The sequence below is a fragment of the Kitasatospora sp. NPDC004615 genome, assembly GCF_042873545.1.
Lineage (GTDB): Bacteria > Actinomycetota > Actinomycetes > Streptomycetales > Streptomycetaceae > Kitasatospora.
In genome coordinates this window covers 53,093-68,186 of sequence record NZ_JBIALQ010000012.1, presented here as the reverse complement: position 1 = coordinate 68,186, position 15,094 = coordinate 53,093, and the positions used below count along the sequence as shown (strand labels likewise).

General features: G+C 69.5%; 9 protein-coding genes. 5 read left to right on the top strand and 4 right to left on the bottom strand.

Annotated elements, in window-relative coordinates; translation table 11 throughout:
- Nucleotides 1-75 precede the first annotated feature (75 nt).
- Entirely contained in the window at nucleotides 76-6,408 is a 6,333-nt protein-coding gene (locus ACFYS8_RS32155) for an LPXTG cell wall anchor domain-containing protein (RefSeq protein WP_387647840.1), read from the top strand.
- A gap of 286 nt (nucleotides 6,409-6,694) precedes the next feature.
- Here the strand turns inward: ACFYS8_RS32155 and ACFYS8_RS32150 are convergent, their stop codons facing one another.
- On the bottom strand, nucleotides 6,695-7,876 hold the full coding sequence (locus tag ACFYS8_RS32150) for an MFS transporter (protein ID WP_387647838.1): 1,182 nt from the start codon (nucleotides 7,874-7,876) through the stop codon (nucleotides 6,695-6,697).
- Between the two features lie 190 nt (nucleotides 7,877-8,066).
- On the opposite strand from ACFYS8_RS32150, the gene ACFYS8_RS32145 reads away from it, so the two are divergent.
- The 4 genes from ACFYS8_RS32145 to efeU all read left to right on the top strand — a co-directional run bounded on the left by ACFYS8_RS32145 (nucleotide 8,067) and on the right by efeU (nucleotide 12,126).
- Entirely contained in the window at nucleotides 8,067-8,390 is a 324-nt protein-coding gene (locus ACFYS8_RS32145; RefSeq protein WP_387647835.1) for an ArsR/SmtB family transcription factor, read from the top strand.
- A gap of 268 nt (nucleotides 8,391-8,658) precedes the next feature.
- Complete coding sequence (efeO, locus tag ACFYS8_RS32140; RefSeq protein WP_387648236.1) at nucleotides 8,659-9,810, top strand: iron uptake system protein EfeO; 1,152 nt, start codon at nucleotides 8,659-8,661, stop codon at nucleotides 9,808-9,810.
- A 130-nt stretch (nucleotides 9,811-9,940) separates the two neighbouring features.
- The gene (gene efeB / locus ACFYS8_RS32135) at nucleotides 9,941-11,233 is read left to right on the top strand and encodes an iron uptake transporter deferrochelatase/peroxidase subunit (RefSeq protein ID WP_387647832.1); all 1,293 of its coding nucleotides are present in this window, start codon (nucleotides 9,941-9,943) and stop codon (nucleotides 11,231-11,233) included.
- 44 nt (nucleotides 11,234-11,277) lie between these two features.
- A complete protein-coding gene (gene efeU, locus ACFYS8_RS32130) occupies nucleotides 11,278-12,126 on the top strand; it encodes an iron uptake transporter permease EfeU (RefSeq protein WP_387647829.1) in 849 nt (282 codons plus the stop codon).
- Nucleotides 12,127-12,202: 76 nt separating this feature from the next.
- Here efeU and ACFYS8_RS32125 read toward each other — a convergent pair whose 3' ends face one another.
- From ACFYS8_RS32125 to ACFYS8_RS32115, 3 genes are all read right to left on the bottom strand, one after another.
- The gene (locus ACFYS8_RS32125; protein ID WP_387647826.1) at nucleotides 12,203-13,762 is read right to left on the bottom strand and encodes an RICIN domain-containing protein; all 1,560 of its coding nucleotides are present in this window, start codon (nucleotides 13,760-13,762) and stop codon (nucleotides 12,203-12,205) included.
- 250 nt (nucleotides 13,763-14,012) lie between these two features.
- The gene (locus ACFYS8_RS32120) at nucleotides 14,013-14,426 is read right to left on the bottom strand and encodes a TetR family transcriptional regulator C-terminal domain-containing protein (protein WP_387647824.1); all 414 of its coding nucleotides are present in this window, start codon (nucleotides 14,424-14,426) and stop codon (nucleotides 14,013-14,015) included.
- A gap of 72 nt (nucleotides 14,427-14,498) precedes the next feature.
- The gene (locus ACFYS8_RS32115) at nucleotides 14,499-15,083 is read right to left on the bottom strand and encodes a TetR/AcrR family transcriptional regulator (RefSeq protein WP_387647822.1); all 585 of its coding nucleotides are present in this window, start codon (nucleotides 15,081-15,083) and stop codon (nucleotides 14,499-14,501) included.
- Nucleotides 15,084-15,094: the final 11 nt, after the last annotated feature.

Below are 15,094 nucleotides of genomic sequence, written 5' to 3'. Positions count from 1 at the left end.
CGCCGTCGACCTCCCTGCGAACGCCCGCCCGGACGCTATGGGCCGGCGGCGATCCGCGGCCGCGCCGTGAAGGCCTTGCTGCCCCTCGTCGTCGCGCTCGCCACGGCGTCGGCCTCCTTCGCCTGGCCCGCCGCGGCGCATTCGCCGGCGGCCGGGCACACCGTCGCCAGTGACGACCGGGCGGTCGAGGCCCCGGTGCCGGTGACGCTGAGCAAGACCGGAACCGACGTCGCCACCGGGAGCACGACCCAGACCTCGCACGGCGGCACCGTCCGCTGGGTGGTCTCCAAGACCAATCCGGCTGGCGTCCCGGTCGACGCCACGATCACCGACGTGATCCAGGGCGGACCGGGCAGCGTCCCGCAGCGTCAGACCTACGTACCCGGCTCGCTCCAGGTGCCGCCCGGCTACAGCAGGCAGTGGTCCACCGACGGCGGCGCGAGCTTCGCCGACACCGACCAGGGCACCGCGACCAACGTCGTCCAGGCCCACAACCCCGATCTCGCGTCGCCCGCGACCGGCGTGGTGGTGCAGATCCCGCCGCCGTTCACCCCGGTCAACACGGCCACCGGCGGCGACGGCTTCACGCCCATCCTGTACACCGCCACGATCAACGGTGTCTCCACACCCGAGGTCTGGAACATCTACCACCACGGCTTCTCCAGCCCGGAAAGCGTGGTCTGTACCGACCTGCTCACCAACGGCCCCTGTCCGGCCCCGGACGGATCCCCCGCCAGCTGGCCCCAGGCGCTGAATTCCTCCGTTCCCGGAACGACCACCGGTGACCTCGGCAGCACCCGCACCCCGACCTACGTGCAAATCGGCTCCAAGCTGTACTACGCAGCGATCAGCCGGGACACGTCCGCACTGATCGGCGTCGGCTGCATCGACCTCCAGGCGCAGGCCAGCTGCGGCTTCACCCCGCTGCAGACCGGCGAAGGGCTGGTGGTCGGCGGTGTCGTCCAGGCACCGAACCAGCACCTCTACGCGGTCTCCGGCACCGGCGAGATCCTCTGCTACGACGCCGCCGCCAACGTCCCCTGCGGAACCTTCGACATCGGCCTGCCTCCCAACGAGGGCCAGGTCTCCTTCAGCGGCGACTACGCCGGCATCATGCGGACCATCGAAGGAAAGATCTACGTCACCGACAACCAACTGGCCCCGCTGCCAACGGTGATGTCCTGCTTCGACCCGTCCACGAACGCCGCGTGCGCCGGCTGGCCCACCCCCAAGATCGTGGCCACCCCGACCACCGACGAACCCGCCCGGGCCGACAACGTCTTCGAGATGTACGACGCGGCGGGCACCGTCACCGGCGTCTGCACGATCGTCGGCGGCTTCTACCAGGCAGTCAACCCGGCCGTCGGCACCGTCGAGTGCTTCGACCTGACCGGCAACCCCATCGCCGCGCCCCCCGGCCTCAGCGCCCTGGTCAGTACCAACCTCGCACTGGGCGAGGCCAACTTCCAAGTGCCGCTCACCATCACCGCCCCCAACGGGCACCTGGAGACCGAGTTCCCGTTCTGGATCTACCGTGGCATCACGCCGACCCTCAACAGCACCTCGTACTGCTACGACTGGAACATCCAGGGCCCCTGCGCCCAGTACGGTGCCGACGGCGTCCTCGACGGCCCGCCCAACGTCAACGGCGGCAACACCAGCCCGTACGGCTACGCCTACGACGGCCAGTGCAAGTACGGACTCGGTGACACCGGCTACCTGTTCTCGATCGACCCCGTCACCGGCGCCTCGCCCTGCCAGAAGACCAGGACGCAGAGCACCATCAACCCCGCCGACTTCTACTGCGACGGGGCCTCCGGGCATGTCCAGTCCTACGGGACGGTCAAGCTCTTCGGCATCGATCCGAGCGTCATCGACTTCACCCAGTCCTCGGTGACCGTACTGGCGGCGGACGGCAGCACCGTCGGCACCTTCCCGTTCAACCCCGCGACCGAAACAGCGGACATTTCCTCCGTCCCGGTCGCCGACTCACCGATCCAGGTCATCGCCAACCTCACCCTGAACGGCGGCGAGACCTTCCCCGCCAACGTGCGGATGGAGGTCACCTTCGTCGGCGACGCGCCCCAGATCTGCTTCGAGACCACCGTGGCGAAGGACTGCACCGTCACCTCCGTCTCCAACCAGGCCAGCGCCGTCACCAACGGCCAGCCGCCCAACTTCTCCAACACCGTCACCCTCCAGGTGCCCGCCGGTCCCGAGTGCACCGCGGACCTGACCGTCCTCAAGGAGGTCTGCGCTTCCCCCAACGCCGGCGACTGCGGTCCGGGCGGCCCAGGCCCGTGGGCCAGTACCACCACCCTTCCCCCCGGAGGCACCGCCTACTGGCGCATCACCGCCACCAACGTGGGCCCCACCGACATCACCGGCATCACCCTCGATGACCCCGTGACCCCCTCCTGTGCCGCGAACGCCGGCACCTTCGACCTACCCGTCGGCACCAGCCATCAGATCTTCTGCAACCTCCCCGGCATCACCCAACCCACCACCAACACCGTCACCGCCAGCTTCACCGGCCCCGACGGCAGCACGTTCATCACACCGCCCTCGGAGGCGACCGCCGATGTGGCGGGTGTCGGGGCGCTGGAGATCCAGAAGACGCCCGACGCTACGGGCCCGTTCCGCCTGGACGACAAGATCCCTTACACGTACACCGTGACGAACACGGGTACGGAGCTCGTCCACGACATCACGGTGACGGACAACCTGATCGCGCCGGTGATCTGTGACCTGACGACACTGAACCCGGGCCAGAGCACGCTCTGCCACGGTTCGTACGTCGTCACGGCGGCGGACGTGCAGGCCGGGCACGTGACGAACACCGCTCAGGCGAACGGCACGGATGCGAATGGCGTGGACGTGCACAGCCCGCCGGTCGATGTGACCGTTCCGGTGGTGGGCACCGCGGAACTGGCCATCCAGAAGACGCCGGACTCCGCCGGTCCGTTCCACGTGGGCGACACCGTCACCTACACGTACACCATCACCAACCTGGGCACTGCGACGGTGCACAACCTGGCTGTCACGGACGACCACGTCGCCTCGGTGACCTGTAACACGACGGTGCTGAGTCCCGGTGAGAGCACGCTCTGCCACGGTTCGTATGTCGTCACGGCGGCGGATGTGTCGGTCGGTCATGTGACGAACACGGCTCACGCCGAGGGTAGGGATCCTGAGGGTCAGCCGGTGGTGAGTCCTCCTGGTGAGGCGACTGTTCCGGTGGTGGGTATCGCGGAGCTGGCCATTGAGAAGGTGGCGGACTCTGCTGGTCCGTTCCATGTGGGTGAGACGGTCTCCTACACGTACACGGTGACCAACACCGGTACGGCGACGGTGCACAACCTGACGGTGTCGGACGATCACGTCGCTGTGGTGACCTGTGGCACGACGACGCTGAACCCCGGTCAGAGCACGCTCTGCCACGGTTCGTATGTTGTGACGGCGGCGGATGTGTCGGCCGGGCATGTGACGAACACGGCTCACGCCGAGGGTACGGACCCCGAGGGCGGGACGGTGCTGAGCCCGCCCGCCGAGGTGACTGTCCCCGTGCTGGGTGAGGCGCTGCTGACGATTCAGAAGGCTGCGGACAGTGCCGGCCCGTTCCACGTGGGCGACACCGTCGAGTACACGTACACGGTGACCAACACCGGTACGGCGACGGTGCACAACCTGACTGTGACGGACGACCACATCGCGGACGTGGACTGTGACACGGCGACGCTGAACCCCGGTGAGAGCACGCTCTGCCACGGTTCGTACGTGATCACGGCGGCTGATGTTCTGGCCGGGCATGTGACCAACACGGCTGTCGCGCACGGCACGGACCCCGAGGGCCAGCCGGTGCAGAGTCCTCCCGGCGAGGCCACGATCAACATCGCGGGTGACGCGGTGCTGACGATCCAGAAGGTGGCGGACAGCGCCGGCCCGTTCCACGTCGGTGACACCGTCAACTACACGTACACCGTCACCAACGCGGGCACCGCTCCCGTGCACGACCTGGACGTGAGTGACGATCGCATCTCGCCGGTGACGTGCGACAGGAACACGCTGCCCGCCGGTGACAGCACCCTCTGCCACGGTAGTTACGTCGTCACGGCGGCGGACGTGCAGGCCGGGCACGTGACCAACACGGCGGTCGCGAGCGGCCTCGACCCGGAGAACGAGCCGGTGGTGAGCCCGCCTGCCGAGGCGACTGTTCCGGTGGTGGGCGAGGCTGCGTTGGCCATTGAGAAGGTGGCTGATTCGGCTGGTCCGTTCCATGTCGGTGACACGGTCAACTACACGTATACGGTGACCAACACCGGTACGGCGGCGGTGCACAACCTGACTGTCGCGGACAACCACGTCGCTGTGGTGACGTGTGACGCGACGACGCTGAACCCGGGTGCGAGCACGCTCTGCCACGGTTCGTACATCGTTACGGCGGCGGATGTTGCGGCTGGTCATGTGACGAACACCGCTCACGCGGAAGGCACCGACCCCGAGGGTCAGACGGTGCTGAGCCCGCCTGCCGAGGCGACTGTTCCGGTGGTGGGCGAGGCCCAGCTGACCATTGAGAAGACGGCGGACAGCGCCGGCCCGTTCCATGTGGGTGAGACCGTCAACTACACGTACACGGTGACCAACACCGGTACGGCGGCGGTGCACAATCTGACCGTCGCGGACGACCACGTTGCCTCGGTGACGTGTGGCACGACCACGCTGAACCCGGGCGCGAGCACGCTCTGCCACGGCAGTTACGTGATCACTGCTGCGGATGTTGCGGCTGGTCATGTGACGAACACGGCTCACGCGCACGGTACCGATCCCGAGGGTGAGCCGGTGGTGAGTCCCCCTGGTGAGGCAACGGTGACGGTGGTGGGCGAGGCCCGGCTGTCGATCGAGAAGACGGCGGACAGCGCCGGCCCGTTCCATGTGGGTGACACGGTGCAGTACACGTACACCGTCACCAACACGGGTACGGCGGTTGTTCACAATGTCACGGTCGCGGACGACCACGTCGCCTCGGTGACGTGTGATGCGACGACGTTGAACCCTGGTCAGAGCACGCTGTGCCACGGCAGTTACGTGATCACCGCCGCGGATGCTGCGGCTGGTCATGTGACGAACACGGCTCACGCGAACGGTACCGACCCCGAGGGCCGGCCGGTGGTGAGCCCGCCCGGGGAGGCTACGGTCACGGTGGTGGGCGAGGCACAGCTGTCGATCGAGAAGAAGTCCGACAGCGCTGGCCCGTTCCATGTGGGTGACACGGTGCACTACACCTACACCGTCACCAACACGGGCACGGTCGTCCTGCACAACGTGACCGTCTCGGACGACCATGTCGCGTCGGTGGCGTGTGACGCGACGACGTTGAACCCTGGTGCGAGCACGCTGTGCCACGGCACGTATGTGATCACTGCGGCGGATGCGGCGGCGGGTCATGTGATGAATGTGGCGCATGCGAGTGGCATCGACCCCAGTGGTGACTCGGTGGAGTCTCCGCCGGGTGAGGTGGATGTTCCGGTGGTGGGCGAGGCCCGGTTGTCCATCGTGAAGAAGGCCGATGGTGCTGGTCCGTTCCGTGCCGGCGACGTGGTGCAGTACACGTACACGGTGACGAACACGGGTGCCGTGGCTGTGCATGATGTCGCGGTGTCGGACGACCATGTCGCGTCGGTGACCTGCGATGCGACCACGCTGAACCCGGGTCAGAGCACGGTGTGCCATGGCTCGTACACGATTACCGAGGAGGACGTCGAGGCGGGACATGTGACCAACAAAGCGACAGCGAACGGCACGGACCCGGAGGGTCACCCGGTGGTGAGCCCGCCGGGTGAGGCGACGGTGCAGACCGTCTCGGGCGCGTCGTCGTTGTCGGTCACCAAGCAGTCCGACGTGTCGGGGTCCGCGAAGGTGGGTGACACCATCACCTACACGTACACGGTGACGAACACCGGGTCGACGGTGCTGACGGACGTCTCCGTCAGCGACGACCGGGTGTCCCCGGTGGTGTGCGAGTCGACCACGCTGGAGCCGGGTCAGAGCACGACGTGCCGCGGCACCTACGTGGTGACCGAGGAGGACGCGAAGGCCGGTCATGTCACGAACATCGCGACGGCTTCGGCGCGGGATCCGCAGGGGCAGCTGGTGCAGAGCCGGCCGGTGTCGCTGTGTGTCACGGTGTCGGAGTGCCCGGAGAAGGAGAAGGGCGAGGGCTGTGTGAAGGTGCCGCGTCCGGGTGGTCCTTCGAAGCCGCCGCACGCCGGCGGGGGTCATCTGCCGGACACGGGTTCGCCCGCGGGTCTCGCGGCGGCGGGTCTGGCCGGTGGCGGTCTGCTGACGCTGGGCGGTGTGCTGCTGTACCGGGCACGGCGTCGGGCTGGTGCGGACCGGTTCGTGGGGTAGTACCCGCGCCTTCGCCGCTCGTCCGGTGAAGGTGAAAGGGACCGCCTCCGGGGCCTGCGGGCTTCGGGGGCGGTCCCCTGCTGTTACCGGCGGACCGTGAGGGGGCGGTGGCTTCCCGGGGCCGGGTTCAGGCCCAACCGGCCGGGAGCGCCGGCGGGTTGACCGGATTGCGGCGGTCAGTGGCCGAACGGCCCGCGTCGCGTCGTGGACGGTTCGCCGCCGGCACCCGCTGAACAACTGGGTTCCCGGCCTGGGCAGTTGTCGGCCGGACCGGGAGTGCGGGTGCTCAGGCGGGGACGGGCTCCGGCGTCCGGTCGTGGGTGCGGGGTGTCCGTTCGTCGCGGGTGGTTGCTGCGGCCACCGCGCAGGCCACCAGGGCGAGTGCCGCCGCCGCGAGCGGGAACCAGCGTCCGCCCAGCAGGCCGATGGCTGCCGAGCCGGCCACGCCGCCGGCTGCCGTGCCCAGGTACAGGGCGCTGCTGTTGAGCGAGATCAGCAGCGGCGCGCTGTTCGGGTCGATCGAGGCCAGACGGTGCGGCAGAGCCACCGAGACCGCCCATCCCGCGAGCGGCACCACCAGGGCGTACCCGAGCGCCCCCGGCATCGAGCGCCCCAGCCACGGGAGCGCCGCGAACGCTGCCGCCGCTGCCGCCGAGCCGGTCAGCAGCACCCGGCGCACTCCGACGCGGTCCACCAGGCGGCCGCCCAGCCAGCTGCCGGCCACCGACATGACGCCGCAGGTCAGCAGGATCACGCTCAGCCGGGCGCCGTCGCCGCCAGTGGCGCCCGAGACGGCGGTGGCGAGGTAGATGTAGACGCTCTGGAAGGCGAGGAAGAACACCAGCGTGGTGGCCGCCGCGCCGAGCACCCGGGGTCGGCCCAGCGGCGCGAGGCGTGCCCGCAGGGTGGGGGCGGCGAGGGGGGAGGGCAGGTCGCGCAGCAGGAGGGCCAGGCCCGCGAGCGCGGCCAGGCCCAGGGCGGTGACCAGCCACATCGTCAGCCGCCAGTCGGCGCGTCCGACCCAGGTGCCGAGCGGCACGCCCAGCGCGGTGGCCACTGTCATTCCGCCGAGCACGGTGGCCAGCGCCCGTCCGCGCCGCTCGGGGGCGACCAGGGTGGTGGCCACCGCGTTGGCGGTCGGCGTGTAGAGGGCGGCGCCGGCCGCCGCCAGCACCCGGGTGGCCAGCAGCAGCCCGTACGTGGGTGCGAGCGCGCTGAGTGCATTGGCCGCGCTGAAGATCGCGAGCGCAGTCAGCAGCAGGCGCCGGCGCGGCCAGCGGGCGGTGAGGGTGGCCAGCACCGGAGCCAGCAGCGCGTAGCCGAGCGCGAAGACGGTGACCAGTTGGCCGGCGGCCGGCACCGAGACCTTCAGGTCGGCGGAGACCGGGCCGAGGATGCCGGCCACCACCATCGAGTCGGTGCCCACGGCGAAGGTGCCGAGGGCGAGCAGGAGCAGACGTATGGGCACAGGGAAGCCTCCCGGGGCGCAGGAAACGGTTCGTCGTAAAACGGTTCGTCGTACGGGCGGCAGGGCTGTCGCAGCTCTGTTGGATGAGGATGCAACAGTTTGACGCTCGCCAAACATTCGAGGATGGGTGGATGATTGTCAAACTGTCCCGATCCCGCCCCGGCCTCGGCCTCGAGGAGCACGTGCCACCATGAGCGACACCGAGCGGCTTCCCCAGCCCGCCCTCGCCGACATCGACCTCGTCACCCTGCTGCACGCCCTCGGCGACCCCGTCCGCATGACCCTGCTGCTCAGCTACGCAGACGGCGCCGAACACTCCTGCGACCCGCGCGGTCTCGGCCTGGAGCACCTGCACAAGTCGACCGTCTCCCATCACATGCGCGTCCTGCGCGAAGCCGGCGTCACCACCACCCGGGTGGCCGGCCGCAACCGGTTCGTCAGCCTGCGCCGCGCCGACCTCGACTTCCGTTTTCCTGGCCTGCTCGACGCGCTCCTTGCGGCTGCGGCCGCCTAGGGTCTGTCCGTTTTGCCGGAGTTGACGGAGGGTCTGAGCGTGGCCCCAGTCACATCCGAGGGGGGTGGGGCAGGCTTGCTGGGGGTGAACTGGCGTGGCGGGTGGGGAGGTTGGCCGAAAGGTGCAGGGTGGTGGGGTGGGGTGGGGTGAGGGGGATCTCGACCCCGGGTGATGGGCGACATAAGGTATGCCTTAGCTTACTGAGCGGCGCCGGGGTTCAGGCCTCGGGAGCCGCAGAGTCCGCCGTACCCTCGTCCTTGGAGTGAGCATGCCCGCCCGCCGTACGACTGCCGCGACTTTCCTCGTTCTCGCTGTGGCGGGTGCCGCGTTGGTGGGGTGTTCGAAGAAGGACGACGGGAAGGTTTCGGCGGACGGCAGCGGGCCGGTGCAGGTGACGGCGACGGACAGCAAGTGCGAGCTGTCGAAGACGACGTTTCCGGCGGGGCACGTCGAGCTGGCGGTGGCGAACAAGGGGAGCAAGACCACCGAGGTGTACGTGTACGCAGAGGGGGACAAGATCGTCACCGAGCGGGAGAACATCGGCCCGGGCACCAAGGTGAACATCAACGCCGAGATCAAGGCCGGTACCTACGAGGTGGCGTGCAAGCCGGGTATGGCCGGTGACGGTATTCGGCAGAAGATCACCGTGACGGCGGCCGGCGGGGCTCCGGTGAAGACGGACGACCGGCTGACGCAGGCGGTCGCGGACTACCGGAAGTACGCGCAGGAGCAGGCGGACGCGACCATCCCGGTGGTGGAGCAGTTCGCGGCGGCGGTCACCGCGGGCGATGTGGAGAAGGCGAAGTCGCTGTACGCGCCGTCGCGGGTGGGCTGGGAACGGACCGAGCCGGTGGCGGAGAGCTTCGGTGACATCGACCCGAAGACCGACGTCCGGGAGGACGCGCTGGAGGACGGCGCGCAGTGGACCGGTTGGCACCGCCTGGAGAAGGCGCTGTGGGTGGACGGCAAGATCGGCGACGAGGAGAAGACCCTCGCCACCCAGCTGGTCACCGACCTGAAGGACTGGCAGAAGCGCGTCCCGAGCGCGGAGATCACCCCGACCGGCATGGCGAACGGAGCCAAGGAGCTGCTGGACGAGGTGTCCAAGAACAAGATCACCGGCGAGGAGGAGCGCTACAGCCACACCGACCTGTCGGACTTCGTCGCCAACGTCGAGGGCGCCCGCCAGGCCTACGAGCTGCTGAAGCCGGTCGCCGCCGAGAACGACCCGAGCCTGTCGAAGACCCTGGACACCGAGTTCGAGAAGATCGCCGACCTGCTGGCCAAGTACCGCCAGGCCGACGGCACTTACACCTCGTACGACAAGGTGACGGAGGGCGAGCGCAAGACCTTCACCGACGCGGTGAACGCGCTGAGCGAGCCGCTGTCGAAGCTGGCCGCCGCCGTCGTGGTCAAGTAGCCGACGCGGCCGGCGTCGGCGAAGTAAGGGCAGCGTAAGCTAAGTCCCTGTCTGGGGATCGGCGGGTCGGTGGACCAGCAGGTCGGCAGGGCTTTCGAGCAGGTCACACGTGCGAGAGGGAACGTCAGAGATGGACGCCGAGAACGAGCAGCAGGCGGCTCCCGCCGAGGCCGGTGGGGCACAGCAGGGTGCCGGGCTCAGCCGACGGGCCGTCATCGGCTGGGCCGGTGCGGGTGTCGCGATCGGCGCGGCGGGGGTGGGCACGGTGGCCGCCGCCACGCGGAGTGCCGACAGCCCGGCCGCCGCGCCGCAGAACCAGGACGTGCCGTTCTGGGGCGAGCACCAGTCGGGGATCTCGACCCCCGTGCAGGACCGGCTGCACTTCGCCGCGTTCGACGTGATCACCGAGGACCGTGACGCGCTGGTCAAGATGCTCAAGGAGTGGACGAAGGCGGCCGCCTCGATCACCGGCGGCCGCGAGGTCGGCGGCGGTGCGGTCGGCGTGGTGCCGCAGTCGCCGCCGGACGACACCGGTGAGGCGCTCGGCCTGCCGGCGTCCCGGCTGACGCTGACCATCGGTTTCGGGTCGACGCTGTTCGAGAAGGACGGCCAGGACCGGTTCGGCCTGAAGGCGAAGCGGCCCGAGGCGCTGGTGGACCTGCCGAAGTTCAAGGGCGACCGGCTGGAGGCGAACCGCAGCGGCGGTGACATCTGCATCCAGGCGTGCGCGGACGACCCGCAGGTCGCGGTGCACGCGATCCGCAACCTGGCCCGGATAGGCATGGGCGTGGTGAACGTCCGGTGGTCGCAGCTCGGCTTCGGCAAGACCTCGTCGACCACGCCCGACAGCCAGACCCCGCGCAACCTGATGGGCTTCAAGGACGGCACCCACAACGTCGCCGGGACGGACGCGGACTCGCTCGCCAAGTACGTGTGGGTGGCGCCTGGCGACGGCCAGGACTGGATGACCGGCGGTTCGTACCTGGTGGCCCGGCGGATCCGGATGACCATCGAGACCTGGGACCGCGCCTCGTTGCAGGACCAGGAGGACACCTTCGGCCGCACCAAGATCGAAGGCGCCCCGTACGGCAAGCAGAAGGAACGCGACGCGCCCGACCTGTCCGCGATGCCCGCCACCTCGCACGTGCGGCTCGCCCACCCGGACAGCAACGACGGGCTGATGATCCTGCGCCGGGGCTACTCGTTCACGGACGGCACCGACGGTCTCGGCCGCCTCGACGCCGGCCTGTTCTTCCTGGCGTACCAGCGCGACACCCGCAAGGCGTTCGTGCCGCTGCAGACCAAGCTGGCGGCCAGCGACAAGCTGAACGAGTACATCACGCACGTCGGATCCGCCCACTTCGCCTGCCCGCCCGGGGTCCGCAAGCCCGGCGAGTGGTGGGGCCAGACCCTGTTCGGCTGACCCCCGCCCCCCTCACCCTCACTCCCCACCCGAGGAGAACCGCCGTGTTCGCCAACTACCTGATCGGCCTTCGAGAAGGCCTCGAAGCCAGCCTGGTGGTCTGCATCCTGATCGCCTACCTGGTCAAGACCGGCCGCAAGGACCGGCTCGGCCCGGTCTGGATGGGCGTCGGCAGTGCCGTCGCGCTGTCCATGGCCTTCGGTGCGGTGCTGCAGTTCGGCTCCAACCAGCTGTCCTTCAAGGCGCAGGAGGCGCTCGGCGGCAGCCTGTCGATCCTCGCCGTCGGTCTGGTCACCTGGATGGTGTTCTGGATGAAGCGCACCGCCCGGCACTTGAAGAGCGAGCTGCACGGCAAGCTGGACGCCGCGCTCGCGATGGGCACCGTCGCCCTGGTCGTCACCTCCTTCCTGGCCGTCGGCCGGGAGGGCCTGGAGACCGCGCTGTTCATCTGGACCGCCGTCCAGTCCACCGGCGACGGCTGGAGCCCGCTGGCCGGCGCGATCCTCGGCCTGCTCACCTCGGCCTTGCTGGGCTGGTTCTTCTACCGCGGCGCGCTCAAGATCAACCTGGCGAAGTTCTTCACCTGGACCGGCGGCATGCTGGTCGTGGTCGCGGCGGGCGTCCTCGCCTACGGCGTGCACGACCTGCAGGAGGCCGGCTGGATCCCCGGCTTGCACGAGCTGGCGTTCGACATCTCTTCGACGATTCCGGCCGACAGCTGGTACGGCACCCTGCTGAAGGGTGTGTTCAACTTCCAGCCGAACCCGACGGTGATCCAGGTCGTGATCTGGCTGATGTACCTGGCGCCGACGCTGTACTTCTTCTTCCGCAAGCCGAAGGCGAGCGCTTCCGCGCCGAAGCCCGCCGCGCCGGTGGGGGCGAAGACCGCCTGACGGAGGAGCTCAGCAACGAACCGCCCGGGTGCCGCAGTTGATGCGGCAGCCGGGCGGTTCGGCGTTGCAGGGGGTGTTAGTAGCTGGAGAAGATCGACGCCCAGTTCTGGCTGGTCGAGCTCGCGTTGGCGGTGTTGGCGGTGACCGCCTGGCCGGCGGTGGCGTTGCCATCCAGGGAGAAGCCGGTGGCCGGGTTGATCAGGGTGTAGGTGCCGGAGGAGTTCTGGGTGACCGTCCAACGCTGGCTGGCGCCACCGAGGTTGAGGGCCGTCAGGGAGATCTGGCCGCCGGCGGTGGTCGGCGCGGTCAGGTACAGCGGGACCGGGCAGCTGTCGAAGACCTGCACGGTGCCGTCGCCGTTGGAGACGAACTTCCAGCGCTGCGAGGCCATGCTGTTGTTCGGTGCGGCGAACACGGCCACCGTCGGGAGGATGTTGGTGCAGGTGCCGTTGCGCTGGAGGGCGACGCCGCCGCCGTTGGTGAGCTGGTGGTAGCCGTTGTCACCGACGATGGTGGGGCCGTAGTTGATGGAACTGGCGTCCAGGGCGGTCAGCGCCGAGCCGGTGGTGGAGAGCGGCGGCGCGGCGGTCGGGCGGACGTTCCTGAAGTAGTCGGAGAACGTCGCGGGGGTGTGCGAGCTCAGGGTGGAGATGGTGCGGTCCCAGCTGCCGTCCACCGTGTTCCACAGCTGGAGCAGCGCGGCGTCCACGTTGCCCTGCACCTGGTCGCCGGTCTGCCAGCCCGCTCCGGCGGTGAACTGCATGGACGAGCCGTTCGACCAGACGTAGCGCTGGTCGCCCTCCAGGTAGGCGGCCAGCGAGTCGGCGAAGGCCTCGGTCCATGAGCAGGTGGCGGAGGACGCCGTGTTGACGTAGTGCGGGTTGCAGTTGGTGACGGCCGGGAAGTTGCCGTTGTACAGGCGCTGCTGGAAGAAGTGCCCCGTCTCGTGCAGCACGGTGTGCTCGGAGTCCGGGTCGGCGTCGGCCAGGTGCAGGGTGTTCGACAGGTCGTACCACGCGCCGTCGGTGGAGCCCGTGTACCACTGCTCCGTCAGCATGGTGCAGGTGGCGGCGCTCGTCTCGGCGGCGGTCCAGCACGGGGAGGTGGAGTTGACCCGGCGCGACCAGAGCATGTTGACGGTGTCGAAGGCGTGCCAGGCGCGCTGCGCGGTGGTCGGCTTGACGGTGCCGAGGGCGACGCCGGCCGATATGTTCGACTGGGTCGGGGTGTTGAAGGTGTAGACCGTGCCGGTGTTGTCGGCGGTCCGCCACACGTGGTTGTTCTGGGTGGCGAAGTGCACGTACAGGTGGTCCATCGCGGTCGTGGTGACCGGGGTGTAGCAGAGGTTGAACGAGCCGTCGGCGGCACCGGTCAGCTGGGTGTCGGTGTTCAGCTTGTGGTCGGTGTCGGTCGACTTCTCCCGGCCCCACAGCTCGACCGAGGCGTTGCGGGCGGCCTTGGTCAGGGTCGGCTTGGACGTGCCCGCCTCGGCGGACTGGTAGTCGTACTGGAGGTTGCCGCTCATGCAGATCGGCGACGCGGCGGAGGCGGCGGTCGCGGTGAGCGGGACGATGCCGCCCGCCGCGAGCAGGGCCGGCACCAGGAGGCGGAGCGCGGTGGTGGTGCGCTGAGACATGGACGTCCTTCCAGACGATGCCCGGAGCGCGGGAGGGCGGTCCGGGTGCAGCGGGGCCGGGGGAGAACCCGGCCCGGCGAGGGACGTCTCGTAGCGTGATGAGGCGTCAGCAGGCCGTGAGCCATCGTCGTGTCCGTGACACGCTGCCCACCAGGGGCGCGCGGAATCATATATTCCGTTTGTTTACCTGATGCGTGCGCGGGGCGCAGTGTGGTTATCGCATGCGCCCTCTGCTTGGGTTGACGCGCCGTCAGGCCGAGGGCCAGGTGCTCAGCGCGAAGTCGACGATGCGGTCCAGCTGTTCGGCCGGGGTGCCGTCGGCGGCGCGCACCGCGAGGCCGTGGGTGAGGGTGGTCAGGTAGTCGGCGAGCACGGCCGGATCGGTGCCGGGTGCGAACTCGTCGGCCTCGGCGGCCAGTTCGAGGCGCGCGCAGAGCGCGACGCGCGCCCCCGCGCGGCGGGCGACGGTATCGGCGCGGACGGCGGCGGAGCCCTCGCCGGCGGCCAGTGCGCCGTGCACCAACAGGCAGCCCGGGCCCTCCTCGCGAGTCACCACTGCGACGGTGCCGCGCAGCAGGTGCTCGGCGACGGCCTGGCCGGTGGGCTCGTCGAGGGCCTCCCGCACGTGCCGGGCCGGGCCGCGGTGGCTCCCGGCGGCGGGCATCGGGCGGATTCCGGGGTGGCGCGGGAAGAGGGCCCGGGGCGTTCCGCCCTTGGCGTCAACGAGGTTGGAGCGTCAGGGGAGTTGGCCCGGGGGGAGGGTGTTGATGCCGGCGGTCAGGAAGGACATGGCGGCGTCGAGGTGGGCCTCGGTGGGGCGGAGGTAGAGCTCGCAGACGACGGCGGCGGCGGTGGCGGCGACCATGCGGGGGGCGAAGTCGTCGGGGGCGTCGCCGCGTTCGGCGGCGAAGATCCGGGCGCCCTCCTGGATGGCCTCGGTCAGGCGGCTGTTGGCGACGGCGCGCAGTTGGGGGTTGCGGTCGAGCATCGCTTCCCAGAGTGCGTCGAGTTCGTTGTCGGCGGGGTTCTCGGCGAGGTCGGTGCGCAGCCAGTGCTCGAGTGCTTCCAGCGTGGTGGTGCCGGGTTCGCGGTGGTTGAGGGTGTGGCTGAGGCGGTCGGTGAACTCGGCGATGTGGGAGGTCGCCAGGTCGAGCTTGGTCGGGAAGTAGAGGGTGACGGTCCGTGCGGACACCTCGGCCCGGTCGGCGATGTCGGCGATGGTGGTCGCCTCGAAGCCGCGTTCCGCGAACAGTTGGTAGGCCGCTCGCAGGATCGCCTCCCGGCGGCGGGCCTTGCCGCGTTCCCTCGCACCCTCGGTCATGCGGGCCATGC

Excerpts from the sequence above, each read along its gene's own strand:
- ACFYS8_RS32125 (WP_387647826.1), bottom strand. The coding sequence starts at position 13,762 with ATGTCTCAGCGCACCACCACCGCGCTCCGCCTCCTGGTGCCGGCCCTG.
- ACFYS8_RS32120 (WP_387647824.1), bottom strand. The coding sequence starts at position 14,426 with ATGCCCGCCGCCGGGAGCCACCGCGGCCCGGCCCGGCACGTGCGGGAG.
- efeB (WP_387647832.1), top strand. The coding sequence starts at position 9,941 with ATGGACGCCGAGAACGAGCAGCAGGCGGCTCCCGCCGAGGCCGGTGGG.
- ACFYS8_RS32115 (WP_387647822.1), bottom strand. The coding sequence starts at position 15,083 with ATGACCGAGGGTGCGAGGGAACGCGGCAAGGCCCGCCGCCGGGAGGCG.
- efeO (WP_387648236.1), top strand. The coding sequence starts at position 8,659 with ATGCCCGCCCGCCGTACGACTGCCGCGACTTTCCTCGTTCTCGCTGTG.
- ACFYS8_RS32145 (WP_387647835.1), top strand. The coding sequence starts at position 8,067 with ATGAGCGACACCGAGCGGCTTCCCCAGCCCGCCCTCGCCGACATCGAC.